The sequence below is a fragment of the Yunchengibacter salinarum genome, assembly GCF_037658235.1.
Classification (GTDB): Bacteria; Pseudomonadota; Alphaproteobacteria; order Sphingomonadales; family Kordiimonadaceae; genus Yunchengibacter; species Yunchengibacter salinarum.
The window spans coordinates 142,265-168,649 of the sequence record NZ_JBBJLN010000006.1 but is presented as its reverse complement, the minus strand read 5'-3'; the positions used below and the strand labels follow the sequence as shown (position 1 = coordinate 168,649).

The window sequence follows — 26,385 nt, the reverse complement described above, 5'->3', positions numbered from 1 at the left end:
GGGGGATGCTCTCGCCCCATGATCGACACCTTTCCCCATATGCGCCGGGCGCTGAGCCTGGCCAGCGCCGCCGCACAGGCGGGCGAGGTGCCGGTGGGCGCTGTGGTGGTGCGGGCGGATGGCACCGTACTGGCGGAGGCGGCCAACCGGGTCGAGACGGACCACGACCCCACCGCCCACGCGGAATGCCGTGCCATTCGCGCCGCCTGTGCCCGGCTTGGTTCGGCGCGGCTGGTGGACTGCGACCTGTTCGTGACGCTGGAACCCTGCGCCATGTGTGCCCAGGCCATCGCCTTTGCCCGCATCAGGCGGCTGTATTATGGCGCCGATGATCCCAAGGGTGGCGGGGTGGCCCATGGGGCGCGCATCTTCGATCGGGCCACCACGCACCACCGCCCGGACATCTATGGCGGCATCCATGACCGCGCGGCGGCGGCGCTGTTGCGGGATTTCTTCCGGGCACGACGCGATTGAAGCTGACCGGCAGGCTGGTATAGTGGGGGCGCAGCTTGGGGAGAGCCGTGAATGCGGTGGGGTCCGCATGTTGGGGAGGGGAAAATGAACTGGAAACGGTACGGGGCGGCCCTGGTTGGGGCGTTTGTGCTCTATGGCCTGTTATATGCGATTCCGCAGGGTTTGCTCAGCGAGTATTATGATCGCATGACCACCAATCTGCGCGCGGAGGGGGAACCCTATGCCTGGCTGGTGATGCCCGGTCACATGGTGCAGACCGTGGCGATCGTGACGATCTTCTTTCTGTTCGTGAAGACGCGCCATTATGGCCATGGCGCGCTTTATGGCTTGATGACCGGTCTGCTGTTCCTTGGCAATGACCTGGTGATGCTGGGCTCGCTGGATATCGTCCCGCCGGGTCTGATCGTTTCAATGGCGCCCATGCATCTGGTGTTCGGCGTGTTGGTGGCGCTGTTCATCACGTTTCTCTACCGGCCCAAGGGTGAAGGCTGACAAGGCAGCTTTATCTGAACGATTGTCGCCCCCGCCGCCAAAACCCACTTGCACCAGCGTTGCTTCTACCGGTGCTGCCCACGGCGGCGCCGGAGGCCACAAGCGTGGCCCGCCGCCCATGCGGCGCCCTCGCGGAGCCGTAGCGCGCAGCGCTCAGGCGTGAGCGGTAAAAAAACCTACCGCCATCCCGCCACTGCGCGGGATGAGCGGAGGCCACAAGCGTGGCCCGCCGCCAGTGCGGCGCCCCCGCGGAGCGCGCGATAGCGCGCTTGCGTGAGCGGAACAGAGCGTGAGCGGCAAAAGACCTAAAGATGCCGCGCCAGCGGATCATCCGGCCCGTCGGCATGTGCCTTGCCCAACTGGCCGTAACGCCACCAGACTGGCACCAGCGCCGCCGAGATCACCAGCAACAGTATGGGGAACCAGATCCCTTCGCCGGGGCTGGGCATGATCAGTTTGCTCAGGCCCACCAGCGCGGTGAAGATGGACAGCGCCGTGGTCAGGGTGGCGATGGTGCCCGCTTTCAGGTCGTGCCACGCCAGGCGCGGGTCTTCCCCCGCGGCTTCGGCGGTTTTCTTCCAGAAGCCCGCCGGGCGCACCTGCCGATAGAAGGCCACCAGCTTTTCCTTGTTGGTTGCCGGGGTCACATAGGCCACCAGAATGGCGGTGGCGGTGGAGCCGAAGGCCATGATGACCAGACGGAGCCAGTCATTCTCCGCGCCGGGCAGGAAGGTGAGCAGGAACAGCCCCAGCACCAGGGAGACGGCCATGGCGGCGATTTCGCTGTAGAGATTGATTCGTTCCCAGAACCAGCGCAGGACGATCACGCCGCCCACCCCGGCACCGAACAGCAGCGAGATTTGCCAGCCGGTCTGGATCGAGCCCAGTTGGGTCATGATGAACAGCGCGATGCCCAGAATAAGGATGTTGGACAGCCGGGCCACCAGCACCAGTTCCTTGTTGTCCGGCTCCCGCTTCAGATAGTGCTGGCACAGGATGCGCTTGTAGAGGTCGTTGGAATAATAGCTGGCGCCCCAGTTCAGATGCGTATCGATGGTGGAGGCCAGCGCCGCCAGCATACCGGTGAGCATCAGCCCCTTGATGCCGGGCGGCAACAACTGGTCAATGCCCAGGATGAAGGTCATCTCCCGGTCGGACTTGAAGGCTTCGTTCACCGTGGCGCCGGTATCGAAGGGGAAGAGCGTCATCAGGCCGATGCCGATGATCAGCCAGAACAGGCTGCGCACCACCACCTGCATCCATGTGAAGACCACTGCGGCAATGCGGGCATCCCGATCCGTTTTGCAGGCCATGGAGCGCTGCGCCAGATAGCCGGTGCCGTCCGCATTGACCTGAAAGAACCATTGCAGGCCCATGACCGCGATGAAGGGCACCAGGGCCTCCCCCGCGCCGGGGGAGAAGGAGAGAATCTGCTCCACCCGGTCGATGCCGTACAGGTTTTCCATACGGGCCAGCATGTTGCCAAGGCCGCCATTCTCGGCCACCACCACCCAGGCAAAACCGGCGGTACCCACCAGCGCCATCATGAACTGGGCCACGTCCGTGGCGATCACGCTGCGCAGGCCGCCGGTGACGGAATAGGTGGAAATGAAAATCAGCATCAGGGCGATGGACAGCACATTATTGGTGGTGGCGGTCACCGGGTCCAGCGCCTGCGAGCCGGCGGTCAGGGTCATGCCCAGAGAGCTTACCGCACCGGAAAGCGCGCCGAACAGCCCCTCCGGCAGCCACAGATGCCAGGGCAGGAACACTTCCGCCACGCGCACGGCGGCGACGATCACAAAGGCCATGACGGTGCAGTTGATCACGGTGCCGTAATAGACCGCCTTGAGCGCCCGAAGCCCCAGCAGGCCGCGCCCGCTATAGCGGGTTTCGGTCAGCTCCGCATCGGTCAGCACATTGGCGCGGCGCCAGCGCGCGGCGATCAGGAAGCCCAGCATCAGAAAGGCCAGGCCATAAACCCAGAAACGCCAGACCAGGAAAATGCCGCCAGTGGCCATCAGGCCCATGACGATCAGCGGTGTATCCGCCGCGAACTGCGTGGCGGCCATGGAAAAGCCGGCCCGCCAGCCGGTGATGGTGCGCCCGGCCAGGAAATAATCGACCAGATCGCGTGACGCTTCCTTTTTGGCGGCAAAGCCACTGCCAACCGCATAGACCACAAAGGCCAGAATGATCGCCAGATCGAGCATGACCCGTCTCCCTCCCCAAGGTCGGACGTGGCACCGGTGATCGCGCCCCTCTTACTGCGATCGCCGGGTGTCTGCCACCCGAACCGAACTGAATACCGACACACAGCTTACACCGCTCCCCGTGCCATAGAGCAAGGCAAGATCGCGGCAAAAAACAGATGCCGACAAGCCATACCCGATGCAGACAGCGTTTGCAATCGATTGCAATTGGGTCCGGCTTTCGGCATAAGACAGAAATGTCCTGTTGCCGGGCGAGGGGAGCGATGGCAGCAGGGGGATCAGCGTGTTTTGTACGATATGAGGGACAAGGACCATGGCCGCTTGTGATACCACCGTGCCGCCGAACACCGCCGTCTGGTCGGTGAGCGAGACAGACCCGACGCGGGAAAGCCTTTTGCTGAACGAGACCCTGTTCGCCCTGGGGAACGGCTATCTGGGCACGCGGGGCACGTTCGAGGAGGGCACCTCGCTGACCCGCGATGGCGGCGCGGAGGGGACTTTCCTCAACGGCATCTATGATCAGGGGGGTATCGTCTATCCCGAAAACGCCTATGGGCTGGCGCGCACCCACCAGAGCATCTTCACCGGGCCGGACGGCAAGGCGGTGGAAATATGGGTGGACGGGGAACGGCTGGATATCGCCCGTGGCACGCTGCACGCCTATGAACGGCATCTGGATTACCGCGAAGGCATCCTGCGCCGCACGCTGGACTGGGAAGCCCCGTCCGGCGCCCGTGTGCGGCTGCGCTTCCTCAGGCTCGCATCCTTCTGCGAACGGGCGATCATCGCCCAGCGTATGGATATGGAGGCCGTCACACCCTGCACCATCCGGCTGGTTTCCCATCTGAGGGATCATGGCGACCTGGAGGACGAAGCCCAGAGCGACGCCACGGACAGCCGCAAGGGCACCACCATCGCGGATTTCGCCAATCGCAGCCATATCACGGATGTGCGGGACCGGGCGGCGGCCATGTTCACCGGCGCCACCGGCGCGGACTTCGGCGTGGTCACCGCCATCGATCATGTGTTCAGCCAAGGGGAGCCGGTGGATGTGGCCAGCGACCGCGGCGCCGCCAGCTTTGTCTTCGAAGCGGCGCTGGATGCGGGCGGCTCGGCCCGGCTGGACAAGCTGATCGCCATCACCCACGACAATCACGCGGCCGCCACCGAGACCGAACGCCGCGCCTGGGGGGCGCTGGATCGGGTCAGGGCAGGCGGCATCGATATGCTGGCGGAGGAGCAGAAACGCTATCTGGCCGCCTTCTGGGAAAGCGCCGATATCGAACTGCACGGCGACCCGGACATGCAACGGGCGCTGCGTTTTGCCGGATATCACCTGTTGCAGGGCGCGGGGTTCGACGGTCGGCGGGGCATTGCCGCCAAGGGGCTGTCGTCCAACGGCTATGACGGGCACTATTTCTGGGACAAGGAAGTCTATATCCTGCCCTTCTTCACCTATGCCCGGCCCGACATTGCCCGCAGCCTGCTGGCCTATCGCTGTTCCATGTTGGAAAAGGCCCGCAGCCGCGCGCGCGATCTGGGCCACATGAAAGGCGCCCTGATTCCGTGGCGCACCATTGGCGGCGAGGAGTGTTCCGCCTATTTCCCGGCGGGCACGGCACAATATCACATCAATGCGGATATCGCCTATGCCATCCGGCAATATGTGCTGGCCACCGGCGACACGGATTTCCTGCGCCACACGGCGCTGGAAGTGGTGCTGGAAACGGCGCGGGTATGGGCCGATGTGGGCTTTTTCAACCCCGCCCGCGATGACCGTTTCTGCATTCCCGGCGTGACCGGGCCGGACGAATACACCGCCATTGTGGACAACAATTATTACACCAACGCCATGGCGGCGATGCACCTGAAATTCGCCGTTTCCAGCGCCCGCTGGCTGAAGGAACATTATCCGCAGGATTACGCGGCCCTGACCCAGCGGCTGGACCTGAAAGACAGCGAGCTGGACTTCTGGCAGGACGCGGCGGACAAAATGTATCTGCCCATGAGCCCGGACGGCAGCTTCATCGCGCAGGATGATTTCTTCCTGTCCCGCCCGGTCTGGCCGTTCGACGAGACGCCCAAACACCATTATCCGCTTTTGCTGCACTATCATCCGCTGGTGATTTATCGCCATCAGGTGTGCAAGCAGGCGGACGCGGTGATGGCCACCTTCATGACGCCGGACGGGCTGAGCGCCGATCAGATCCGCGCCACCTATGACTATTATGAGCCGCTCACCGTTCATGACAGTTCGCTGTCGCCGCCCATACACAGCATCATGGCCGGGCGACTCGGCATGAAGGACCGGGCGATGGACTATTTCCGCGAAACAGCGCTGGTGGATATCGCCAACACCAAGGGCAATACCGGCGACGGGGTGCATACCGCCTGCATGGGTGGCGCCTGGCTGGCCTTTGCTTCGGGGTTTGGCGGGGTGACGCTGCATCCCGACCGGCTGGACCTGTCCCCCTGGCTGCCGGAAGGGTGGGACGGCTTCACGCTGCCGCTCACCTATCGGGGGCGGCGCCTGCGTCTGACGGTTGATGAAAAATCCGTGACCATTGCGCTTGTGGCGGGTGAACCCCTTGACGTGGATACCGGAAACGGGCCCCATAGGCTTGTGGAAGGGGAGGATTTCAGGGTCAGTGATGGTACCGCCAGCTTGAAGGCACCCGATGCGCCCGTTTTGCCGGCGTGATCCCCCATCAGCTTGAGGCCGTGTCCGCTTGAGCTCATGGCCGTGTGAGCCTTTCCAGCCTGATCCGGGGGCGTCGCCCCCGGCATAGTTTCGATTCGACGGGGAAAGACAAGGAGGCCCATATGACACGAGTTGCAGTTGTCACCGGCGGCACCCGCGGCATCGGTGCCGCGATCGCCCAGCGCTTGAAGGCGGACGGCATGAAGGTCGCCGCCTGCTATGCGGGCAATGTGGAAAAGGCGGAAGCCTTCGAGAAAGAGACCGGCATTCGGACCTTCCGTTTCGACGTGGCCGATTATCAGGCGGTTCAGGATGGCATGGCCGCCATCGAACAGGAACTCGGCCCGGTGGATGTGCTGGTGAACAATGCGGGGATCACGCGGGATGCCACGCTGCACAAGATGGACCGGGACGCCTGGGAAGCGGTGATCGACACCAATCTCGGCTCCTGCTTCAACATGGCCAAGGCGGCCTTCCCCGGTATGCGGGAGCGTAAATATGGCCGCATCATCAATATCGGCTCCATCAACGGGCAGGCCGGGCAGTATGGCCAGGTGAACTATGCGGCGGCCAAGTCCGGCATTCACGGCTTCACCAAGGCGCTGGCGCAGGAAGGCGCGCGCTATGGGGTGACGGTCAATGCCGTGGCGCCCGGCTATATCGACACGGACATGGTGGCCGCCGTGCCTGAGGAAGTGTTGCAGAAGATCGTGGCCAAAATTCCGGTGGGGCGCCTTGGCAAGGCGGAAGAGATCGCCCGCGGCGTGGCCTTTCTGGCGGCGGAGGATGCCGGTTTCGTTACCGGTTCCACCCTGTCCATCAATGGCGGTCAGCACATGTATTGACCCCGCCCGCCAGCGGCTATTCACATCACGGGGGCACCCCAGGCGGGTGCCTCTTTTTTTGTCTGTTTGCACGGCTTTGTGAGCGAAAATTTGTTGCGTGTGGCTTTCATGAAGACCACCATGGGATGTTCTTTCTTTCGCAATAGGAGAAGCTGATGATTCGTATAGTGCATGTCCTTTTGGTTGCCCCGCTTCTGGCGGCATGTGCAGCGAAAGGGGAGCCGGGCTGGTTGGCGACCTCACCTGATCGGGATATGGACTCGGTGGCCATGGTTCACAGTGACCAGTTGCAGGCCCTGAATGGCGGCATGGTGAGCCTGGTGGATATGCCTGCCGATCCTGCAAGCGGTCAGGATCGTCGAGTCTGGATGGTTATCCGTCATTTGGAGCGGGAGAACCTTCAGATGACGTCTGTTCAGTTGAATGGTGCCCCCATGCCCCAGTGGCAGGAGGTGGCCGAAGGCCGCACGCGCCCCATGCCGTGGAATGGGCAAAACGAGTGCGTGCGCTGTTCCATGAGCCCGGCCATCAAAGAGTGGCTTCGTTATAAGCGTGTGCTGATTGTCAATGTGGACCCTGAGCAAGTGCAGACTCTGGCAAAGGTCGGTGCCACATTGATGTTGGACCGGGCCGGTCGCACGCCGATTCGTGTTTCGTTGAATCGGGGATTGTTCCATAGCCTGATATCCGGGCGCGGCGCGGCACTGGAGGGGCCCAGCCCGCGAGAAAGCCCGCGGCAGGCGGAATAGAAAGCCTGCGGGGCGGGGCAGGGATTTGCCAACAGGGTATTTCACGCGGCGGGGAAGCGTACCGTGACGTGCAGCCCGCCGCCGGGGCGGTTCTTCATGGCGAAGGTTGCGCGGGTTGCCTGGGCCAGCATGGTCACCAGTGCCAGGCCCAGCCCCAGCCCTTCGGTTTCCGGGGCGATATGCGGGTTTTCGCGGCGATAGAAGGCATCCGCCACCAGGGTCATCTGGTCTTCGGGGATGCCCGGCCCGTGATCCGTGATGGTCAGGGTCAGGGTTTCTTCCTGTCGTGTCAGGGTGACCCGCACTTCCGTGCCCGCATTGGTGAACTTGATGGCATTGCCCAGCAGGTTGCTGAGAATCTGGCGGCAGGCGGTGGTGTCGATCAGGGCGGTGGGGTCCTGGCCGTATTCTGGGTCGTAAATCAGGGTCACCCGGCGGTCTTCGGCCTGTTTGGTGCGCTCGGCCAGGGTGGAGCGGATCAGGCGGTCCAGATCATGGGGTTCCAGCACCACGGTGAACTGGCCGCGTTTGAGCTTTTCCCAGTCAAAGGTGCGGTTCAGCAATTCCAGCAGGTGTCGGGCGGACTGGTTGATGTCCATCAGATATTCGCGGCGACTTTCCGGCGTATCCTTCACCAGCCCATCGGCCAGGGCTTCCGACATGCCGATGATCGGGTTCAGCGGGGTGCGCAGCTCGTGAGACAGGTTGGCGACGAATTCGTCCCGCAGGCGGGAGGCGCGCACGGCCTCGTCCCGGCTTTGGCGCACGGTTTCCTCGGCCATTTCAAGTCGGCCATAATCCCGGTTTACCTGTTGGGTGATCTTCAGCCCGATGGCGGGGATCAATAGCGCCTTGAACAGCAGCAGGGCCAGCACGCTCCAGTAAATGATGCGCTCACTGCTGACCACCAGCGGCTGAAAGGCATCCGAGTTTTCCCGGAATTCCCGTGTGCCCTGCATCATGGCGGTGAGAAGGCCCGCCGGGTCCAGCGGATGGGTGGACCAGCCCTCTATGGTTTCCAGCATCCGGTCGGCCAGGGCCACGTCATCCTCGCACAGGGTGATGATCCGCCCGTTTCCCAGACCTTTCAATATGGCCCGGTCCATCAAATTCAGGGCATCCAGGCACGCCTGGGAGAATTTCTGCACATCCCGGATTTTCTGCTGCAATCGGGCAATATTGGCCCGCAGGTCGCCGGGTTCCAGATCCTCCACCAGATTGGAAAGCTGACGTTCTTCCGCGATGTGTTGATAGTTCAGGCTCAAGAGGTGCGCGCCCTTGGAAATTTCGGTGGCGCCCAGAATGCTGATCAACCCCGACAACAACACCAGCGCGAGCAGGGAATTCAGGCGTTTGCGAACCGGACTGAGGGAGTGTATGTGCCTGATCATTCTGTCTTCCGGGGGTATCCCTTGAAGCGGGGGCATAAGACGGGCGCCCCGAAAAGTGCGCACAAGGGTGCGCGCACCTGTGATTATCCACAAGCCTGTTCCCATTTGTAATGGGCAACTTATTAAGATGTGGTTAAGGTTTCAGGCCGGAATGCTGGGTGCGACAGATTTGCCCCGGCTTGTCCGATGCAGCGCGGGCTTGTCCGCAATCGTCAATGGGAGAGTGCGATGACCCTCAACACAAGCGCATCCGACCCCGCCGCAACCGAGGCCGGGGAACCCGGTTATATCGCCCAGGTGGGTGCCCTGTTTCGCGGGCCGCTCGGCTGGATCATGAAGGTGGCCTTCGTCGCCCAGATTCTGTTTTTCGCGGGCGCTGTCTATTGTGCCGTGGCCATGCTGCACAGCCATCAGATCACCGCCACCATCCAGTGGGGCGTGGCGACCATTGTGCTGGTGCAGTTCATGGTGTTTCTGCGCGGTTTCATGGTCAGCCATTTCGAGACCAACCGCATTCTGCGCCGTCTGGACCGGGCTGAATAAGGCCCGGCGGCAGCCCGCCGGGCCGGGTTTCTCAGCGCCGGGTGTTTTTCAGCCGCGCTTGACCGGCGCCACCTTGTTGGCGGCGGCCACCTTACCCAGTGCCTCGAACACCGGCTGAAAGGTGGGGCGCTTGACATAGTTGCCTTCGCCTTCTTCCACATCCAGCACGCCAGCCGAATATTTCAGCTTGCCGTTCGAGATGGTGTGCGCGGGCAGGCCGGTTACCTCCATGCCCTCGAAGATGTTGTAATCCACATTCTGGTGGTGGCTGTCCCGGCTGATGGTCTTGGTGGCTTTCGGGTCCCAGACCACGATATCCGCATCGGCGCCCACGCCGATATGGCCCTTGCGCGGATAGATGTTGAAAATCTGCGCCGTATTGCTGGATGTGACGGCCACGAACTCTTCCGGCGTCAGCCTGCCGGTGTTCACGCCCGCCGTCCACAGTACGGCCAACCGGTCTTCCACGCCGCCGGTGCCGTTGGGGATTTTGGAAAAGTCATCCTCGCCCATGGCTTTCTGGTCGGCGCAGAAACAGCAATGGTCGGTGGCCGTGGTTTGCAGATTGCCCGATTGCAGCCCCTTCCACAGAGCATCCTGATGGGAGCTCTCCCGGAAGGGCGGGGACATCACATGGGCGGCAGCCACTTCGAAGTCCTCATGGCGATAGACGCTTTCGTCGATCATCAGATGGCCTGCCAGCACTTCGCCGAACACGCGCTGGCCTTCGCCGCGGGCGCGGATGATCTCGTTCAGGCTGTCTTTCGCCGACACATGCACCAGATAGAGCGGCACGCCGATCACCTCCGCCAGGCGGATGGCGCGGTTGGCCGCTTCGCCTTCCGCCGCCGGGGGGCGGGACAGCGGGTGCATTTCCGGCCCGGTCAGCCCGGCTTTCAGGAATTTCTGCTGAAGCTGCCAGACCAGCTCCCCGTTTTCCGCGTGCACGGTGGGGATGGCGCCCAGTTCCAGCGCCCGGCTGAAGCTGTTGAACAGCACCTCGTCCTCCGCCATGATGGCGTTCTTGTAGGCCATGAAGTGCTTGAAACTGTTCACCCCCTCCTGTGTGGCGAGGGTTTCCATATCCTTGTGAACGCTGTCGTCCCACCAGGTGACGGCCACATGGAAGCTGTAGTCCGCGCACGCCTTTTCGGACCATTCCCGCCATTGGCGATAGGCTTCCATCAGCGGCTGCTGCGGCGCGGGTATCACGAAATCGATGATCATGGTGGTGCCGCCCGCCAGCGCCGCGCGGGTGCCGGTGAAGAAGTCCTCGCTCGCCACCGTGCCCATGAAGGGAAGCTGCATATGGGTGTGCGGGTCGATCCCGCCGGGCATCACATAGGCGCCCGCCGCATCCACCACGCGCGCGTCGGACGGGGCATCCAGCTTTTCGCCCACCGCGGTGATCTTGCCGCCTTCCACCAGTACGTCGGCCTTGAAACGCTGGTCCGCGTTCACAACCGTTCCGCCCTTGATGATCATGGCCATGGTATCTCTCCTGAAGGTCAAGCGTGTTTCAGCCGGTCGCGGTGCCACAGCAGCATGTAAATGGCGATGGCAAGGAAAAAGCCCACGAACCAGGCATAGCGATAGATGGCGTCGAACGCATCCGGCACGTCACCGAGTAGCTGAACCTGCGCCAGAAAGCCGGGCAGGTTGGGCAGTACGGCCACCACCAGCGCGATGATGCCCGGCGCGTGCCAGCCGCCGCCGCTGCCATAGCGGCCAGAATGCCGGAAAAGGTCCGGCACGTCCAAATCCGTCTTGCGGGCCAGGAAATAGTCCGCGATCAGGATGCCCGCGATTGGCCCAAGAAGCGCGGAATAGCCCACCAGCCAGGTGGTGATATAGGCGCCCGCCGATTCCATCAGCTTCCACGGGAATATGGCGATGCCGATAAAGGCGGTGATATAGCCGCCGGTGCGGAAGCTGATCTTTTCCGGCGCCAGGTTGGAAAAGCCATAGGCCGGTGCCACCACATTGGCCGCCAGATTGGTGGTGAGCGAGGCGATCACCAGCGCCACCAGCGCGATGATGACGGTCACGCCCTCCATGCGGGCGGCCAGTTCCACCGGGTTCCAGATGCGCTCGCCGTAAATGGTAACGGTGGCCGAGGTAACGGCCACGGCGATGAAGGTGTACAGCGCCATGGGAATGGGCAGGCCCACGGCCTGACCGATGATCTGGCTTTTCTGGTCGCGGGCGAAGCGGGTGAAATCGGGGATGTTCAGCGACATGGTGGCCCAGAAGCCCACCATGCCCGTCAGCCCGACGAAAAAGGTGGGCCAGAACAGGCCCTCTTTCTCGCCGCCCGGCACGAACTGGCTGGGGGCGGACAGCATTTCCCCGAAGCCGCCCGCCTTCACATAGGCCCAGCCCAGCAGCGCGACCCCCATCAGCAACAGGAAGGGCGCGGCCAGGGTTTCCAGCCAGCGAATGCTGTCCGTGCCATTGCGGATGAAATAGATGTGCATGGCCCAGAAGCCCAGAAAGCTGAGCGTCTGCGCCGTGTCGATATCGATCACGGGCAGCGGCGCGCCGATAAAGGCGCCGTCCGTCAGCTTGTTGAGAATCTGATAGATGGCGCTGCCGCCCAGCCAGGTATTGATGCCGAACCAGCCGCAGGCCACCAGCCCCCGCGCCACCGCCGGAATTTTCGCCCCCGTGGTGCCGAAGGCCGACCGCAGCAGCACCGGAAAGGGCAGGCCGTGCTTGGCGCCGCCATGGCCCACCAAAACCATGGGGATAAGCACGATCACATTACCTAAGAACACGGTGATGACCGCCTGCCACCAGGCCATGCCCGCGCCCACAAGGCCCGCCGCCAGCAGATAGGTGGGCACGCAGGCCACCATGGCCACCCAAAGGGCCGCATAGGCGCGCCAGTCCCAGGTCTTTTCCGATGCGTCCACCGGCGCCAGATCGGGGTTCCACAGGTCCGCGTCCAGTCCTTCGGGCCGCTGCCGGCTCTGCGTGGTGCCCGTGGCCGGTGCCGCGGTGCTCTGCGTTTCACTCATGGGCTGCCCCTTTCCCTTGAACACTGGTGCCGGATCGATCGTTCGGCCCGGCGAGTGTGACCCGTCATTCCTGCCGCGTCAAAGGCCCATAGGTTTCCGGCCTGCGGTCCCGGAAGAATTGCCACAGATTGCGCACCTCCCGCACCATGTCCATGTCCATGTCGTGGATCAGCAGTTCATCCTCCGTGCGGCTGGCCTCCGCCTCTATCTGGCCGCGCGGGTTGACGAAATAGCTCTGTCCGTAAAATTCGCCGATGTCCCAGGGCGCTTCCGTGCCCACCCGGTTGATGGCGCCGATATAGCAGCCATTGGCGGCGGCGGAGGCGGGCTGTTCCAGTTTCCACAGATATTCGCTCAGCCCCGCCACGGTGGCGCTGGGATTGACGATATATTCCGCGCCGTTCAGGGCCAGCGCCCGCCAGCCTTCGGGGAAGTGGCGGTCATAGCAGATATAGACGCCCAGCTTGCAGAACTGGGTCTGGAAAACGGGCCAGTCGCTGGCGCCGGGCTTGAAGAAGAACTTTTCCCAGAAGCCCTTTACCTGGGGAATGTGGGTCTTGCGGTATTTGCCAAGATAGCGCCCGTCCGCGTCGATCACCGCGGCGGTGTTGTAATAAATGCCGGTAACCTCGCTTTCCTCATAGATCGGCACCACGATCACCATGCCGAACTTTTTCGCATAGTCCTGCATCAGTTTCGTGGTGGGACCGTCCGGGATTTTTTCCGCCGCCGCATACCATTTGGTGTCCTGGCTGGGGCAGAAATAGGGCTGGGTGAACACTTCCTGGAAGCAAAGCACCTGAACGCCCTTTTTCCCCGCTTCCTCGATCAGGGGAATATGGGCATCAATCATGGCCTTGCGAATGGTCTCCGGGTCGTTGTCGGTGCTGGATTTCAGGGCCATCTGGATCAGCCCGCCGCGCAGCTTGGTCATGCTCTCTCACTCCTTGATCGGATGGGGTTATCCCATGCTGGGAAAGGTGAATTCCGCGCCCGCCCGGATGCCGGTGGGCCAGCGGCTGGTGACTGTTTTCAGCCTGGTGTAGAAATGGACCGCTTCCGGCCCGTACATGCCATGGCCGCCGAAGCTGGATCGCTTCCAGCCGCCGAAACTGTGAAAGCCCACGGGCACGGGAATGGGCACATTGATGCCCACCATGCCCGCCTGCACCCGCTTGGCGAAGGTGCGCGCCGCATCCCCGTCGCGGGTGAACAGCGCGGCGCCGTTGCCATATTCATGGGTGTTGGTCAGGTCCAGCGCCTGGTCGAAATCCCCGGCCCGCACCACGGACAGAACGGGGCCGAACACCTCCTGGCGATACACTTCCATTTCCGGGGTCACGCGGTCCAGCAGGCTGCCGCCGGTCCAGAACCCGCCTTCATAGCCCTGCGGCGGCGTGAAGCCGCGGCCATCCACCACCGCTTCGGCGCCCTCGGCGACGGCGCGGGCCACGAAGCCCTCGACGCGCTCTTTCGCTTCCGCCGTGATCAGCGGCCCCATTTCGGCGCGCTCATCCGTGCTGGGGCCGATCTTCAGCGCCGCCACGCGGGGCTTCAGGGCCGCCACCAGCCTGTCGGCGGTTTCCTCCCCCACCGGCACGGCCACGGACACCGCCATGCAGCGCTCCCCGGCGGAGCCGTACCCCGCGCCCATCAGGGCATCGGCGGCCTGGTCCATATCCGCATCGGGCATCACCACCATATGGTTCTTGGCGCCGCCCAGCGCCTGCACCCGCTTGCCCGCCGCCGTGGCGCGGCTGTAGATGTGCTGCGCAATGGGGGTGGAGCCCACAAAGCTCACCGCCTGCACCACCGGATGATCCAGCAGCGCGTTCACCGCATCCGGCCCGCCATGGACCACGTTCAGAACGCCGTCCGGCAGCCCGGCCTCGGCGAACATGTCATGGATCAGATTGGCGGAGGAGGGGTCCCGCTCGCTGGGTTTGAGAACGAATGTATTGCCCGCCGCCAGCGCCATGGGGATCATCCACAGCGGCACCATGGCGGGGAAGTTGAACGGCGTGATCCCGGCCACCACGCCCAGCGGCTGGCGCTCGGCGGCGCTGTCGATGCCGGGGGCCACATCACGGCTGAAATCGCCCTTGAGATGCTCGGCGATGCCGCAGGCATATTCCACCACCTCCATGGCGCGGGCCACTTCGCCCAGCGCGTCGTCGTGGGTCTTGCCATGTTCGGCGGAAATGGTGCGGGCCACCTCGTCCCGGCGGCGGTCCAGCACGCCGCGCAGATTGAACATGATCCGCGCGCGCCGGGCGGCGGGGGTGTCGGCCCAGGCGGGGAAGGCTTCGGCAGCGGCGGCGACGGCGGCGTTCACATCCTCGGTGCCGCCTGTGACCGCTTCGGCGCTCTGTTCGCCCGTGGCGGGGTTGAAGACCGGCGTGGTGCCGATGCCGGTTCCGCTTGTGGGCGTGCCGGCGATGATGTGGCGGATCAGGGTCATGGGCTTCTACTCGATTTCCTTGAGGACTGCGCGCACCGTGTCGAAGGCGAAGTCGATATGATGCTTTTCGATGATGAGAGGGGGCGACAGCGCGATGGTGTCGCCGGTGGTCCGTATCAGCAGGCCCTTTTCATAGGCGGCCAGAAAGGCATCGAACGCCCGCGTGCCGGGGCCTCTTGGGCCGGGGCGCATTTCGATCCCGGCGATCAGGCCCATATTGCGCAGGTCGATCACATGGGGGCAGTCCGCCAAGGAGTGCACCGCGTCCTCCCAATAGTCCCACAGGTCCGTGCCGCGGGTGAGCAGCCCTTCTTCCTCATAGGTGTCCAGCGTGGCGAGCGCCGCCGCGCAGGCCATGGGATTGCCGGAAAAGGTATAGCCGTGGAAAAATTCCGGCACATGGTCCGGCCCGGTCATGAAGGCATCATGGATATGGTCGCGCACAAACACCGCCCCCGCCGGGATAACGCCATTGGCCAGCGCCTTGGCGGTGGTGACGATATCCGGCTGAACACCGAAATAGCTGGTGGCAAAGGGCTGACCAAGACGGCCATAAGCCGTTATCACTTCATCGAAAATCAGCAATATGCCGTGCTTGTCACATATCTCCCGCAGGCGCTCCAGATAGCCCTTGGGCGGTAATATGACACCGGCGGACCCGGCCAGCGGTTCCACGATCACGGCGGCGATGGTGCTGGGGTCGTGCAGGGCGCACAGCTCTTCCAGGTCATCCGCCAGCCAGGCGCCGTGTTCCGGCTGGCCGCGCGTGAACAGATTGGCCTCTATCCCGTGGGTGTGGGGCAGATGGTCCACACCGGCCACCAGGCTGCCGAACATCTTGCGGTTGGCGGTCATGCCGCCCACGCTCATGCCGCCGAAATTGACCCCGTGATAGCCCTTGGCCCGGCCAATCAGGCGGGTGCGGTGCCCCTCGCCGTTCAGGCGGTGATAGGCCAGCGCCATTTTCAGCGCCGTTTCCACGCTTTCCGAGCCGGAATTGGTGAAGAAGATATGGTTCAGATCCCCCGGCATCATGCGCGCCAGCCGGGCGGCCAGTTCAAATGCCTTGGCATGGCCCATCTGGAAGGCGGGGGAATAATCCAGCAGCCCCGCCTGATCGCGGATGGCGCGGGTGATACGCGGGCGATTGTGGCCCGCATTGCAGCACCACAGGCCGGCGATGCCGTCCATCAGGTCGCGGCCATCGGCCAGCTTGTAATACATGCCGTCCGCGCCCACCACCATGCGCGGCTTGTCCTTGAACTGCCGGTTGGCGGTGAAGGGCATCCAGTAGGCGTCCAGATCGTTCGGGATATGGTGTGCTTGGTCGCTCATGTCGGTGCCCTTTCCTGCCACGTCGCTTTACTCGGCGGCTTCTGTCTTTTTACCCATGGGATTGAGCGGATGATCCGGCCAGGTGAGATAGGGTTCGGTCGTCTCCACCGGTTCCATGGTGATGCAGTCCGGCACCGGGCACACATGGTAGCAGAGATTGCAGCCCACGCACTCTTCCTCGATCACCTCGAACAGCTTGCCGCCGCCGGGCTTGTCCTTCATGGCGATGGACTGGTGGCTGGTATCCTCGCAGGCGATATAGCAGCGGCCACATTCGATGCAGCTATCCGGGTCGATCTTCGCCTTGGTGTCGAAGTTCATGTTCAGCTCGTTCCAGTCCACCACATTGGGAACGGCCATGCCCCGGAAGGCGTGCAGGCTGTCATAGCCCTTGTCTTCCATGAAGGTCTGGAGACCTTCGTTCATGTCCTCCACGATGCGGAAACCATAGAGCATGGCAGCGGTGCACACCTGAAGCCCGCTGGCGCCCAGCGCGATGAACTCGGCGGCGTCCCGCCAGGTTTCGATGCCGCCAATGGCGGAGATTTCCATGTCCCGATAGCCCAGCGTGCGGGCGATTTCCCCTACCATGTTCAAGGCGATGGGCTTGACCGCGCTGCCGCAATAGCCGCCATGGGTGCCCTTGCCGTCCACCACGGGGGTGGGGGCCATGCGGTCCAGGTCCACCGAGACGATGGAATTGACCGTGTTGATCAGCGATACCGCGTTCGCACCGCCTTTTTTGGCGGCTTCCGCCGGCTCCAGAATGTCGGTGATATTGGGGGTGAGCTTGGTGAACACGGGCAGGCCGGTGGCTTCCCGTACCCAGCGCGTGGTTTTTTCCACGAATTCGGGCACCTGCCCCACGGCGGAGCCCATGCCCCGTTCGCACATGCCATGGGGGCAGCCCAGGTTCAGTTCGATCCCGTGCACGCCCGCATTGGCGATCTTCACCGCCAGTTCTTTCCACGCCTGCTCGTCGATCGGTGCCATCATGGAGCCGATGATCACCCGATCCGGCCATTCGGCGCGGGTTTCCTCGATCTCCCGAAGGTTCACCTCAAGCGGGCGGTCGGAAATCAGCTCGATATTGTTGAAGCCGACAATATGGCCACCGTCATTCTTGTGGATGCCATAGCGGCTGGACACATTCACCACCGGCGGGTCGATGCCCAGCGTTTTCCACACAACGCCGCCCCAGCCCGCTTCAAAGGCGCGCACGCAATTGTATTTCTTGTCCGTGGGCGGGGCGGATGCCAGCCAGAACGGGTTGGGGCTGTCAATCCCGGCGATGGTGCAGCGCAGATCGGGTCTGGCGCGCAGGTTCAGCAGGCTCATGGCTCGGCCCTCCTTAGGCTCGGCGGTCTTGCCCCGGCGCGCGGCTCATGCCGTGCCGGTCAGCCGGGCATGGATGGCGGCGGCGGCCTGTTTGCCGTCCTCCACCGCCTGAACGGTCAGGTCCACCCCCCGGTCGATACAGTCGCCGCCCGCATAAACGCCGGGGCGGCTGGTTTGAAAGTGCTCGTCCACGGTGATCTTGCCAGCCGCCAGCGTCAGGCCGTCAAGCCCGGTATCCGCCAGGGTCTGCCCGATGGCGAGCATAACATGATCCGCGGGCAGGCTGTAGGTGCGCCCGGAGCCGGTCAGCTTGCCATCCTTCAGTTCCGTGCGCTCCAGCGTGACGCTCTCCACGCTGTCCGTGCCACGAAATTCGGTGGGGCGGGACCACAGGCGGATGGCCACATCATTGGTGCGGGCCAGGTCCACCTCCCAGTCGGTGGCGGGCATGTGGCCTTCCCCGCGGCGATAGGCCAGCGTGACGCTGTCGGCCCCTAGGCGGCGGGCCTGCACGGCGGCGTCGATGGCGGTATTGCCGCCGCCGATCACCACCACGTCGCCTTCCATGCGCATGGCGGCGGGATCGTCGGCGCGGCGCAGCGCTTCAATGAAGGCGATGGCATCCTGCACGCCGGGCAGGTCCCGGCCCGGAATGGCGGCATGGTTGGTGTCACCCAGCCCGATGCCTATGAACACGGCGTCATGGTCCGCGGCCAGCGTGTCCAGCGTGATGTTCCGGCCCAGGGCGCTGTCAAAGCGGAAGGTGATGCCCCCCACATCCATCAGAAAAGCGATTTCCCTTTGCGCGAAATCGTCCACCATCTTGTAGGCGGCCAGGCCGTATTCGTTCAGCCCGCCCGCCTTGGGGCGCGCATCATGAACGATCACGTCATGGCCCGCCATGGCCAGTCGGTGCGCCGCCGACAGACCCGCCGGGCCCGCGCCCACAATGGCCACGGTTTTCCCGGTGGGTTCGCCGCGCACAAAGGGGTTGGGGGCGGCGCCGTCCAGAACCCGGTCGATCAGATGGTCCACCGCGTGGCGCTGAAGGTGGCCGATCTTCACCGGCTGATCCTCGCTGGTATTGCGCACGCAGGCCTGTTCGCACAGTTCTTCGGTGGGGCAGACGCGGGCGCAGGTGCCGCCCATGATGTTGGCTTCCAGAATGGTCTGGGCGGACCCTTCCAGATTGCCGGTGCTGATCTGGTGGATGAATTTGGGGATGTCGATGGCCGTGGGGCAGGCGGTGATGCAGGGGGCATCGAAACAGAACAGGCAGCGATCCGCTTCCACAGCCGCCTGCATCCGGTCCAGCGGCGGATGCAGATCCTGGAAATTGGCCCGAATATCGGCATCCGTCATGCCGCACCCGGTGGAGGAAGAGTGATAACGCTGCGACATGATCCGTCCTTGCCTGCCCTGTTGTCCCGACCTTCATGGGTGTTGTCGGACAAGTTTTTGTCAGTTTCAAGGTTTGGTCAAGGCCAATCTTGACCGTTTGGTCAGAAATATTCGCTAACGCTTCTTGGTTGCCGGTGCGGGGCGGTGATTTCCGGCCCCCACAAGCGCCCTACCATTCGGCGGTTTTTTGTGAAAGACTGTTTGGTTAATGGGGGAGGGGCTATATGCCACGAGTGCCCGAAAGATTTCTGGGTTATGCGTTCTGCGTTGGCGATCTTTTGCTGGAACTGGAACCGGATTTCACCATTTCCAGTCTGGACGGGGCGGCCACCGGCTTTTTCGGCGAGACCGCGAAAGCGCTGGCAGGGCAGCCTTTTCTGTCATTGATCCCCGTTGATGCCGCTGACCGCCTGCGCGCGGCGGCGGATATGCTGACCCCGGCCCGCCGCCTTGGCCCCTTTCGCATCGCCGCGCACCCCGGTGGCCTCAGGGAACCGGCGGTGCTGTTCCTCTCCCGCCTGCCGTCGCCGTCGAAGCGAATCTATGCGGTTCTGTCCCGGCCCGCCCGGCTCGGCATGACCCTGGATCGCACGCCCGAGGCCCTGTCCGACACAGAGCGGCGGGAGCAGTTTTATGCCGGGCTGGAGGAGCTGTTCGACACCAGCGGCGATGAAGACCTGCTGGTCAGTGTCCTTGCGGCCATGGGAACGGACGGACTGAGCGAGTCCGAGCAGTCGGCGATCGAATCCTATCTCAGAACCTTTTCCCTTGGCGGCAATCAGGCCGCCCATCTGGGTGAGGGGCGCTTTGCCCTGGTGCATGAAGACAATGGCAGCGCGGAGACCATCGCGGACAGGGTGGGGCAGGCCACCGGCGTGGCGCTGGATGCCGCTTCCATCGATGCGGGTGCCGCCCATCTGAACGAGGAAGACAGTGTGCGCGCCCTGATCTTTTCGCTGCAACAGTTTGCCGCGGGCACCGGGGGCATGACTCTTGAGGATTTTCGCAGCGGCCCCGATCTGATCACGGAAAACGCCCGCCGCGTGCGAGCATTCCGGGACATTCTGGATGATGGTAACTTCACGCTGGTCTATCAGCCCGTTGTGGCTTTTTCCAATGGCCACACCCATCATTTCGAGGTGCTGTCCCGCTTTGCTTCCACCGAGGAGTCCATGAGTCCCTTCCAGATGATCTGCTTCGCCGAGGAGGTGGGGCTTGTGGATGCCTTCGACCTGGCGGTGACGGACAGGGCGCTGGAGAAGTACGCCCAGTTGCGCAAATCGGGCGGGGCGGGCGCCCCCGCGCTGGCGGCGAACCTGTCGGGCCGGTCGCTGGCCAATGATGCTTTCTGTGCCGCGCTGGAAGATCGCCTGAAAGCCCACAGGCATCTGGCTGACGGGCTGTCCTTTGAAGTGACGGAAAGCGCCCGCATCACGGATGTGCCGCGCCTTGCCAGGGCGGTGGACATGATTCGCGCCCATGGTTTCAGGGTGTATCTGGATGATTTCGGCGCCGGGGCGGCCGGTTTCCAGTATCTCAGGGAAATTCAGGTGGATGCGCTGAAGATTGACGGCGCCTATATCCGTAACGCCCTGACCAGCCCGCGCGACAGGGCTTTTCTGAAATCCATGGTCACGCTGTGCAAGGAACTGGGGGTGGAGACCGTGGGCGAATGGGTGGAGACCCGCGAGCACGCGGAATTGCTTCGGGACATGGGGGTCACGTTCGGGCAGGGATTTTATTTTGGCCGCCCCACGGAGGGGCTGATCAGCAGCCGGCGCCGCATGGATCAGCCCTGACCGGCGCCCGTTGCCAGAAAAGGGATGCGGGGTCAGCGCCCGCGAGACTCGCGGCGTTCTTCATCCGCCTTTTGAAGCCGTGCCATATACCGCTTTTTCAGCCGGGCAAGACTGCCATCGAAATGCATGGCCCTCAGAATGCTGTCGAAGCGGCTCTTGAGCTTCATGGTTCGGGGATTGTCGCGGGCAAACAGCACATGGTGAGGCACCGAGGCGATCACCATGTCGAGAAATTGCACGCGAGCCGTGCTGGCGTTCGCATTCCGGCGCAGCATGGCCCGGCCTTCCCGTTCGCTCAGCGGTATGAAGGCCACGCGCCCCCTGTCCAGCAGGCGCAGGCAGTCGGTCATCGTGTTGGCACTGATGTGGCCCATGGCCCGGCGCCTGACCAGAGCATCTATGGCGGGCGGGGGGGCATAGCTTACCGGCAGGCAGAAGCTGTGGCTTTCCAGATCCTTCAGGGTTTGCGCCTTGAAGCCCGTGCCGCTGCGCACCAGCGGGCGTTGCACCGCTTCCACCACGGGGTCGGAGAAGAGAAATTTCCGCTCCCGATCCTTTGAGCGGATAAAGGGAAAGGCGCCGTCATACCGATTCTGCAATGTACCCTTCAGGCCCCGGTTCCAGGGTTTGAAGGTGATCTTCACCTCTCGGTCCATCTTATCGAACACACGGCGCACCAGCAGGGTGGCAAGTCCGCCCTCCGGCAGGGTCCGCCCGGCGAACGGGGGATAGCGGTCCCCGGTGACCAGCCGCACGGGCGGCTCTTCATCCGCCTTCGCGGATACCGGAACGGCCAGGGCTGTCATCAGCCCCATGGCCCATATGTGCCATCGTCGTCGCATTATCCTCCCAACAGCCCGTTGGCCTGAGATGACGTATTGCCTGCCCGGATGCGGCCATCATCTGGCCGCATGGGCAATGCCGTCCCTTGCGGTCACGGGCCGTCATGCGTTTCACGTCAACCTGGCCGGGAAGCATTTTCCAGCCGGGTAATGCACGCAAAGATTAACACTACCCGGCGATGGGGTAAAAGAATTCGTAAGATTTTAGCGATCATGCCCTCCATTTCGGGTCTGGATGAGCCATGGCTCAGGCCGGGGCAGGGGGCAGGCCGGGGCTCAGGTCTGCACCATGCTGCGCACATTTTTGGCGAAGTCGTCTGCGTCCTTGCCTTCTTTCAGCTTGGTTTCATTGATGTCCTCGGGCACCTTGATGCCCCGCTGCGCGGCGGGGCGGGCCTCGATCGCATCCAGCCAGCGTTGCAGATTGTCCAGCCCGTCCGTCTCCACGCCGGACCATTTATGCGTGCGAACCCAGCACCAGTTGGCCATGTCCGCGATGGAATAGTCCCCGGCGAGAAATTCCCGCTCTTTCAAGGCACCGTCCAGCACTTCCATCAGGCGGCGACTTTCCGACTGGTAGCGATTGATGGCGGTGGGGATTTTTTCCTCCATATAGCGATAGAACACATTGGCCTGACCCATCATTGGCCCGACACCGCCCATCTGGAACATCAGCCACTGGATCACGTCATAGCGGCCTTTCGTGTCCGTGGGCAGGAACCGGCCCGTCTTTTCCGCCAGATAAAGCAGGATGGCGCCGGATTCGAACACTACAAGGTCCGCATTGTCCCGGTCCCGGATCACGGGGATGCGGCCATTGGGATTGAGGGCCAGAAAGTCCGGCTTTTTCTGCTCGCCGGCCATCAGGTCGATCTTGTGCGTTTCATAGGGCAGGCCCATTTCCTCCAGCGCGACGGAGGCTTTCCAGCCATTGGGCGTGGCGGCGGTATACAGTTCGATCATGGCTCGGCTCCTGTTGGTTTCAGCGCGCGGGCGCGCAATGGGGTGCTGTGCGATCCGTCATGAGCGCTGCGCGCCCCACACTTCCACATAGTCTTTCCGTTCGATCCTGCGAGCGGGGCGCAGGGTCACGATTTCTTGAAGGCGGGTTTCGGCCAGCAGTGCATCCACCGAGGCCCGGCCCGCCGCGTCCAGCCCGTCATAGGCATCCTGCACCCGTTGCAGCATCCACAGGGAAAAGTGCCGCGCCGCCACCGTCACCGGTGTGCCGCGCAGGTCGATTTCCATGGTGCCCAGCGTGCGCTGCCCTTTTTCCGTGATCACCGGCGCGCCTTCGCGCACCTCATTGCCGTGCCGGTCCAGCCAGTTATCCATGAAGGCGGAAAGCGCCCGCAATTCCGGCAGGTAATCGGTGGCCACCAGCCTGAGCACGGCCTTCAGCGTGTGGGGAATGACATCGTCGGGCAAAAGAACCGGCTCGGCGCCCGCGAATTCGGGCATGTCGGCGCCCGCTGTCTGCATCCGCTCCACCCAGCGCCAGACCCGGAGCGCCTTTTCCTTCATCAGCTTCGCGGGCACCGGATCGCGGCCCAGATGGGCATAAAGCGGCGCGATCATGCCATAGTCGGCAATGCAGGGCCGAAAGCCCAGCAGATAGGGCTGGTCGCGGAAATGCCGGTCCAGATCCGCCAGCAGGTCCAGATAGGTGTCCTCGATCAGGTCGGTGGTTTGCGCGGTCACGCCCAGCATGGGCAGATAGCCGGAAAACTGCGCCTTCATGGGTTCGGCCATGTTGTCCGCCTCCACCCCGTCGGCTTTCGGGTTCATGGCGCGGGCAAATTCCAGCGACAGATAATGATCGTGCGCTTCCCGGTAATGCCAGCGATAGTGCATGGCCGGGCGCAGCAGCCCTTCATCCCCGAACAGTTCCAGGATCAGCGCCGTAATACGCTGGCGGGGGCTGTCCGGGTAAACGCCGGGCGCGCGGCTTTGCGGTTCCAGCGCGTCGATGATTTCCGTGGTGTCCTGATGAACCGTGCCATCCGCCATGGTAACGGTGGGCAGCACCACCCGGCCCACCCTGGGCACCACATGGGTCATGTGATCGCTGTGGCTTGGCAGGCGCTCCTCAAAGGCGATCCCGGCCTTGCGCAGATAACTGCGCACCTTGCCGGAATACAGCGAAAAGGGCGTGGCATAGAAGTGCAGCGGCTTTGACATGGTCCCCCCAATCCGAAAGTGCGCCGATACACTCGGCACGCCGGTCAGCCTATGCGCCCGCGGGCGGCTTGCCAAGGGCGGAGCCGACGGCGTACAAGCGGGCGGCGTTCTTCGGCGCGATGCCGGGGCCCGAACAACCGAGATGGAGAGGCGACGATGCACAAGTGGTTCAGCCGGTTGCACAAATGGGGCGGGCTGTTGCTGGCGGTGCAGTTCCTGTTCTGGACCCTGTCCGGCGCGGTGATGAGTTGGCTTCAGCTTGAAACCGTGCGCAGCGAGCATCGTCTGGCCGCCCTGCCGCCCGCAAGCCTGCCCGCCGCGCGGATGGCCGATCTGCTCGCCGTCGCCGGGCCGCTGGACGTGCGCGGGCTTCGGCTGGCGCGGCTCGGCGATGCCGCTCTGCTGGTGGCGGAAACCCCCGATGGCCCGCGCCTGCTGGATGGCACCAATGGCACCCCCCGCGGCCCCCTCGGCGCGGATGAGGCCGCCACGCTTGCCCGGCAGCATGTGAAGGATGCCCCGCCGGTCAGGGCGGTGCGGGCGCTGGATCATAACCCGGTCACCTATCGCGGCCCCATGCCCGCCTATCAGGTGGTGTTCGACGACCCGGAAGGGCTGGTGGTCTATGTGTCGAAGGACAGCGCCAGGGTCACGGCCCGGCGCAGTGATCTGTGGCGCCTGTTCGATTTTGTCTGGATGCTGCACATCATGGATTACGACCAGCGCGAAAATATCAACAATCCGCTCCTGATGCTGTTTGCCGCGACGGCGGTACTGTTCGTGATCACCGGGGTGGGGCTGCTGTTCTATCGCCTGCGCCGCCGCGATTTCTTCCTGAGGCCGCGCCGTGGCTGAGCGGCCTTCCCATCACGGCGATCCGGGCCCGGCCAGCGGCGGCGCCCCGCCACCGGATTTGCCGGACCTGCTGAAAAGCGGCGCCCCGGCGGTGGCGCTCAGGCTGGTGAGCGTGGTATTCATCACCCTGTCCACCATTCTGTTTTCCCGCCTTCTGGGCGTTACGGATTATGGCCGTTATGCCTTTGCCGCGGGGCTGATCCAGTTCGGCCTGTTCTTTGCCCAACTGGCCGTGCCCGTGCTGGTGGTGCGCAATGTGGCCCAGTGGCGACTGTCCGGCGACTGGGGCCTGATCCGCGCCCTGATGCGCTTTGCCGTTCTGCTGGCGGTGGTGTCCGTGGGGCTCTGGGCGACGCTGCTGTTCACCGCCCACACCCTCAGCACCGCTTTTCAGGACCGCATCACGCCTTTGGCGCTGGCGCTGGTGCTGGCCACCATTTTCATCATCGTGCTGGGCAATGGCCGGGCGGCGGCCATTCGCGCGCTGGGGCGGCCCGCGCTGGGGCTGGTGCCGACCATGGGCATACGGCCCGTGGCAGTGGTGGGGCTGGCGCTGGTCGTGGTGCTGTTGGCCCCCACCCTGATGGACAGCCCGGAAGAGGCGTTGATGGCCCGCTTCGGCGGCGCGCTGGCGGGCCTGATACTGGCCTTTGTCCTGATGCGCCGCCGCCTGCCCCGTCCGCTGCCCCCGCGCGCGCCCATGCAGGCACGGGACTGGTCGCTGGCCCTGTTGCCATTTGCGCTCACCGCCGGGGCCAATGCGGTCAATCTGCACGCCGACGGGGTGATGGTGGGGTTCCTCAGTTCCCCGGCGGAGACCGGCTTTTTCCGCATCGGATTCCAGCTTTCCACTTTCGTGCTCATGGTGCAGGAAGCCCTGAACATGGTGATTCAGCCCAGCATCGCCATGCTGCACCGGGCGGGGGATCTGGCGGGCGCACAGGCCCTGATCCGGCGCCAGAGCCGTATTGTGACGCTGGCGGCCATCGGTTTTTTCGCGCTGTATCTGGCGGCCAACCGGGACCTGATCAGCCTGCTTTATGGCGATGCCTTTCTGGCCGCCGCGCCGGTGCTGACCGTGCTGGCGGCGGGCAAGCTGGCCAATGCACTGACCGGCCCCTGCGGCCTGGTGCTGAACATGACCGGGCATGAGCGCGTTACGCTGGCCGCCACCGCGCTGGCGGCGCTTGGCAATGTGGCGCTGAACGCGGTGCTGATCCCGCCCCTTGGCGCGTGGGGCGCGGCACTGGCGACTCTGTTTGCCATGGTCGCGGTTCATGGCAGCATGATGATCATGGTCCGCCGCCGAACCGGGCTGGTGACAAGCTGGGCACTGGCGCCGTTGGTCCGCCGCATTCCAGGCCCCCCGCGCCCCACCGGCGGCACACAGGAGGACGCCTGATGGATTTCATGAACGCCCTGGTCCGGGCCAGCCTGTGGCTGCGCCGGGGGATCAGCCGGAACTTCATCATCACCGTGGGCGTGGTGCTGGTTCTGGCGTTGCTGAGCTGGCTGGTGGAGGAAACCGTCGGCTGGCCCGATTGGCTCACCCCGAACCCCCGCCACTCCGTGCGGGGAATTTTTTAAGGTCTTTTATTTCGCTCACGCAAGCGCGCTTCGCGCGCGCTCCGCGGGGGCGCCGCATTGGCGGCGGGCCACGCTTGTGGCCTCCGGCGCTGCCGTGGGCAGCACCGGTAGAGGCTCCTTTTCGCTCACGCAAGCGCGCTTCGCGCGCGCTCCGCTGG

Annotated in this window: 22 protein-coding genes; 10 read left to right on the top strand and 12 right to left on the bottom strand. The window is 63.8% G+C overall.

What is annotated here, in order from left to right; genetic code table 11:
* Positions 1-18: 18 nt before the first annotated feature.
* On the top strand, positions 19-474 hold the full coding sequence (locus tag WGH93_RS08505) for a nucleoside deaminase (RefSeq protein ID WP_374764452.1): 456 nt from the start codon (positions 19-21) through the stop codon (positions 472-474).
* Positions 475-558: 84 nt separating this feature from the next.
* Positions 559-966 carry a hypothetical protein gene (locus WGH93_RS08500; protein WP_374764451.1) on the top strand — a complete coding sequence of 136 codons (408 nt, stop codon included), beginning with the start codon at positions 559-561 and terminating at the stop codon, positions 964-966.
* 305 nt (positions 967-1,271) lie between these two features.
* On the opposite strand, the gene WGH93_RS08495 is transcribed toward WGH93_RS08500, so the two are convergent.
* Positions 1,272-3,179 (bottom strand): sodium:solute symporter family protein, encoded by a 1,908-nt coding sequence (locus WGH93_RS08495; RefSeq protein WP_374764450.1) that lies wholly within the window; start codon positions 3,177-3,179, stop codon positions 1,272-1,274.
* A 313-nt stretch (positions 3,180-3,492) separates the two neighbouring features.
* Between WGH93_RS08495 and WGH93_RS08490 the strand changes: the two genes are divergently transcribed.
* The 3 genes from WGH93_RS08490 (at position 3,493) to WGH93_RS08480 (ending at position 7,474) form a co-directional block, all read left to right on the top strand.
* On the top strand, positions 3,493-5,880 hold the full coding sequence (locus WGH93_RS08490; RefSeq protein WP_374764449.1) for a glycoside hydrolase family 65 protein: 2,388 nt from the start codon (positions 3,493-3,495) through the stop codon (positions 5,878-5,880).
* 122 nt (positions 5,881-6,002) lie between these two features.
* A complete protein-coding gene (phbB, locus tag WGH93_RS08485; RefSeq protein ID WP_374764448.1) occupies positions 6,003-6,725 on the top strand; it encodes an acetoacetyl-CoA reductase in 723 nt (240 codons plus the stop codon).
* A 155-nt stretch (positions 6,726-6,880) separates the two neighbouring features.
* Positions 6,881-7,474, top strand: coding sequence for a hypothetical protein (locus WGH93_RS08480; RefSeq protein ID WP_374764447.1), 594 nt, complete (start codon positions 6,881-6,883; stop codon positions 7,472-7,474).
* A 41-nt stretch (positions 7,475-7,515) separates the two neighbouring features.
* On the opposite strand, the gene WGH93_RS08475 is transcribed toward WGH93_RS08480, so the two are convergent.
* Complete coding sequence (locus WGH93_RS08475) at positions 7,516-8,865, bottom strand: sensor histidine kinase (protein ID WP_374764446.1); 1,350 nt, start codon at positions 8,863-8,865, stop codon at positions 7,516-7,518.
* A 228-nt stretch (positions 8,866-9,093) separates the two neighbouring features.
* On the opposite strand from WGH93_RS08475, the gene WGH93_RS08470 reads away from it, so the two are divergent.
* Positions 9,094-9,408, top strand: coding sequence for a DUF6768 family protein (locus WGH93_RS08470; RefSeq protein WP_374764445.1), 315 nt, complete (start codon positions 9,094-9,096; stop codon positions 9,406-9,408).
* A gap of 48 nt (positions 9,409-9,456) precedes the next feature.
* Here WGH93_RS08470 and hydA read toward each other — a convergent pair whose 3' ends face one another.
* From hydA to WGH93_RS08435, 7 genes are all read right to left on the bottom strand, one after another.
* The gene (gene hydA / locus WGH93_RS08465) at positions 9,457-10,899 is read right to left on the bottom strand and encodes a dihydropyrimidinase (RefSeq protein WP_374764444.1); all 1,443 of its coding nucleotides are present in this window, start codon (positions 10,897-10,899) and stop codon (positions 9,457-9,459) included.
* Positions 10,900-10,916: 17 nt separating this feature from the next.
* Positions 10,917-12,428, bottom strand: coding sequence for an NCS1 family nucleobase:cation symporter-1 (locus WGH93_RS08460; protein ID WP_374764443.1), 1,512 nt, complete (start codon positions 12,426-12,428; stop codon positions 10,917-10,919).
* 64 nt (positions 12,429-12,492) lie between these two features.
* Positions 12,493-13,362 (bottom strand): nitrilase-related carbon-nitrogen hydrolase, encoded by an 870-nt coding sequence (locus WGH93_RS08455; RefSeq protein WP_374764442.1) that lies wholly within the window; start codon positions 13,360-13,362, stop codon positions 12,493-12,495.
* A 27-nt stretch (positions 13,363-13,389) separates the two neighbouring features.
* Positions 13,390-14,889: a CoA-acylating methylmalonate-semialdehyde dehydrogenase gene (locus tag WGH93_RS08450; RefSeq protein ID WP_374764441.1), complete on the bottom strand. Its 1,500-nt coding sequence runs from the start codon at positions 14,887-14,889 to the stop codon at positions 13,390-13,392.
* A gap of 6 nt (positions 14,890-14,895) precedes the next feature.
* On the bottom strand, positions 14,896-16,224 hold the full coding sequence (gene aptA / locus WGH93_RS08445; RefSeq protein WP_374764440.1) for an omega-aminotransferase AptA: 1,329 nt from the start codon (positions 16,222-16,224) through the stop codon (positions 14,896-14,898).
* 27 nt (positions 16,225-16,251) lie between these two features.
* A complete protein-coding gene (gene preA / locus WGH93_RS08440) occupies positions 16,252-17,562 on the bottom strand; it encodes an NAD-dependent dihydropyrimidine dehydrogenase subunit PreA (protein WP_374764439.1) in 1,311 nt (436 codons plus the stop codon).
* A 45-nt stretch (positions 17,563-17,607) separates the two neighbouring features.
* Positions 17,608-18,963 carry an NAD(P)-dependent oxidoreductase gene (locus WGH93_RS08435; protein ID WP_374764438.1) on the bottom strand — a complete coding sequence of 452 codons (1,356 nt, stop codon included), beginning with the start codon at positions 18,961-18,963 and terminating at the stop codon, positions 17,608-17,610.
* Positions 18,964-19,187: 224 nt separating this feature from the next.
* Here WGH93_RS08435 and WGH93_RS08430 point away from each other — a divergent pair, with 224 nt between their 5' ends.
* Positions 19,188-20,762 carry an EAL domain-containing protein gene (locus tag WGH93_RS08430; RefSeq protein ID WP_374764437.1) on the top strand — a complete coding sequence of 525 codons (1,575 nt, stop codon included), beginning with the start codon at positions 19,188-19,190 and terminating at the stop codon, positions 20,760-20,762.
* Positions 20,763-20,794: 32 nt separating this feature from the next.
* Here the strand turns inward: WGH93_RS08430 and WGH93_RS08425 are convergent, their stop codons facing one another.
* From WGH93_RS08425 to WGH93_RS08415, 3 genes are all read right to left on the bottom strand, one after another.
* Positions 20,795-21,604, bottom strand: a complete 810-nt coding sequence (locus tag WGH93_RS08425; protein ID WP_374764436.1) for a substrate-binding periplasmic protein — start codon at positions 21,602-21,604, stop codon at positions 20,795-20,797.
* A 276-nt stretch (positions 21,605-21,880) separates the two neighbouring features.
* Complete coding sequence (locus WGH93_RS08420) at positions 21,881-22,567, bottom strand: glutathione S-transferase family protein (protein WP_374764435.1); 687 nt, start codon at positions 22,565-22,567, stop codon at positions 21,881-21,883.
* 57 nt (positions 22,568-22,624) lie between these two features.
* Complete coding sequence (locus tag WGH93_RS08415; RefSeq protein WP_374764434.1) at positions 22,625-23,785, bottom strand: glutathione S-transferase N-terminal domain-containing protein; 1,161 nt, start codon at positions 23,783-23,785, stop codon at positions 22,625-22,627.
* Positions 23,786-23,941: 156 nt separating this feature from the next.
* On the opposite strand from WGH93_RS08415, the gene WGH93_RS08410 reads away from it, so the two are divergent.
* The 3 genes from WGH93_RS08410 to WGH93_RS08400 are packed head-to-tail and all read left to right on the top strand — an operon-like array spanning position 23,942 to position 26,227.
* The gene (locus tag WGH93_RS08410) at positions 23,942-24,640 is read left to right on the top strand and encodes a PepSY domain-containing protein (protein ID WP_374764433.1); all 699 of its coding nucleotides are present in this window, start codon (positions 23,942-23,944) and stop codon (positions 24,638-24,640) included.
* A complete protein-coding gene (locus tag WGH93_RS08405) occupies positions 24,633-26,042 on the top strand; it encodes a lipopolysaccharide biosynthesis protein (RefSeq protein WP_374764432.1) in 1,410 nt (469 codons plus the stop codon). The genes WGH93_RS08410 and WGH93_RS08405 overlap by 8 nt, the downstream gene beginning before the upstream one ends.
* Complete coding sequence (locus WGH93_RS08400) at positions 26,042-26,227, top strand: hypothetical protein (RefSeq protein ID WP_374764431.1); 186 nt, start codon at positions 26,042-26,044, stop codon at positions 26,225-26,227. The genes WGH93_RS08405 and WGH93_RS08400 overlap by 1 nt, the downstream gene beginning before the upstream one ends.
* Positions 26,228-26,385: the final 158 nt, after the last annotated feature.

Bases quoted from the DNA above. Each gene is read 5' to 3' on its own strand.
- WGH93_RS08505 (WP_374764452.1), top strand. From the start codon at position 19: ATGATCGACACCTTTCCCCATATGCGCCGGGCGCTGAGCCTGGCCAGC.
- WGH93_RS08500 (WP_374764451.1), top strand. From the start codon at position 559: ATGAACTGGAAACGGTACGGGGCGGCCCTGGTTGGGGCGTTTGTGCTC.
- WGH93_RS08495 (WP_374764450.1), bottom strand. From the start codon at position 3,179: ATGCTCGATCTGGCGATCATTCTGGCCTTTGTGGTCTATGCGGTTGGC.
- WGH93_RS08490 (WP_374764449.1), top strand. From the start codon at position 3,493: ATGGCCGCTTGTGATACCACCGTGCCGCCGAACACCGCCGTCTGGTCG.
- phbB (WP_374764448.1), top strand. From the start codon at position 6,003: ATGACACGAGTTGCAGTTGTCACCGGCGGCACCCGCGGCATCGGTGCC.
- WGH93_RS08480 (WP_374764447.1), top strand. From the start codon at position 6,881: ATGATTCGTATAGTGCATGTCCTTTTGGTTGCCCCGCTTCTGGCGGCA.
- WGH93_RS08475 (WP_374764446.1), bottom strand. From the start codon at position 8,865: ATGATCAGGCACATACACTCCCTCAGTCCGGTTCGCAAACGCCTGAAT.
- WGH93_RS08470 (WP_374764445.1), top strand. From the start codon at position 9,094: ATGACCCTCAACACAAGCGCATCCGACCCCGCCGCAACCGAGGCCGGG.
- hydA (WP_374764444.1), bottom strand. From the start codon at position 10,899: ATGGCCATGATCATCAAGGGCGGAACGGTTGTGAACGCGGACCAGCGT.
- WGH93_RS08460 (WP_374764443.1), bottom strand. From the start codon at position 12,428: ATGAGTGAAACGCAGAGCACCGCGGCACCGGCCACGGGCACCACGCAG.
- WGH93_RS08455 (WP_374764442.1), bottom strand. From the start codon at position 13,362: ATGACCAAGCTGCGCGGCGGGCTGATCCAGATGGCCCTGAAATCCAGC.
- WGH93_RS08450 (WP_374764441.1), bottom strand. From the start codon at position 14,889: ATGACCCTGATCCGCCACATCATCGCCGGCACGCCCACAAGCGGAACC.
- aptA (WP_374764440.1), bottom strand. From the start codon at position 16,224: ATGAGCGACCAAGCACACCATATCCCGAACGATCTGGACGCCTACTGG.
- preA (WP_374764439.1), bottom strand. From the start codon at position 17,562: ATGAGCCTGCTGAACCTGCGCGCCAGACCCGATCTGCGCTGCACCATC.
- WGH93_RS08435 (WP_374764438.1), bottom strand. From the start codon at position 18,963: ATGTCGCAGCGTTATCACTCTTCCTCCACCGGGTGCGGCATGACGGAT.
- WGH93_RS08430 (WP_374764437.1), top strand. From the start codon at position 19,188: ATGCCACGAGTGCCCGAAAGATTTCTGGGTTATGCGTTCTGCGTTGGC.
- WGH93_RS08425 (WP_374764436.1), bottom strand. From the start codon at position 21,604: ATGCGACGACGATGGCACATATGGGCCATGGGGCTGATGACAGCCCTG.
- WGH93_RS08420 (WP_374764435.1), bottom strand. From the start codon at position 22,567: ATGATCGAACTGTATACCGCCGCCACGCCCAATGGCTGGAAAGCCTCC.
- WGH93_RS08415 (WP_374764434.1), bottom strand. From the start codon at position 23,785: ATGTCAAAGCCGCTGCACTTCTATGCCACGCCCTTTTCGCTGTATTCC.
- WGH93_RS08410 (WP_374764433.1), top strand. From the start codon at position 23,942: ATGCACAAGTGGTTCAGCCGGTTGCACAAATGGGGCGGGCTGTTGCTG.
- WGH93_RS08400 (WP_374764431.1), top strand. From the start codon at position 26,042: ATGGATTTCATGAACGCCCTGGTCCGGGCCAGCCTGTGGCTGCGCCGG.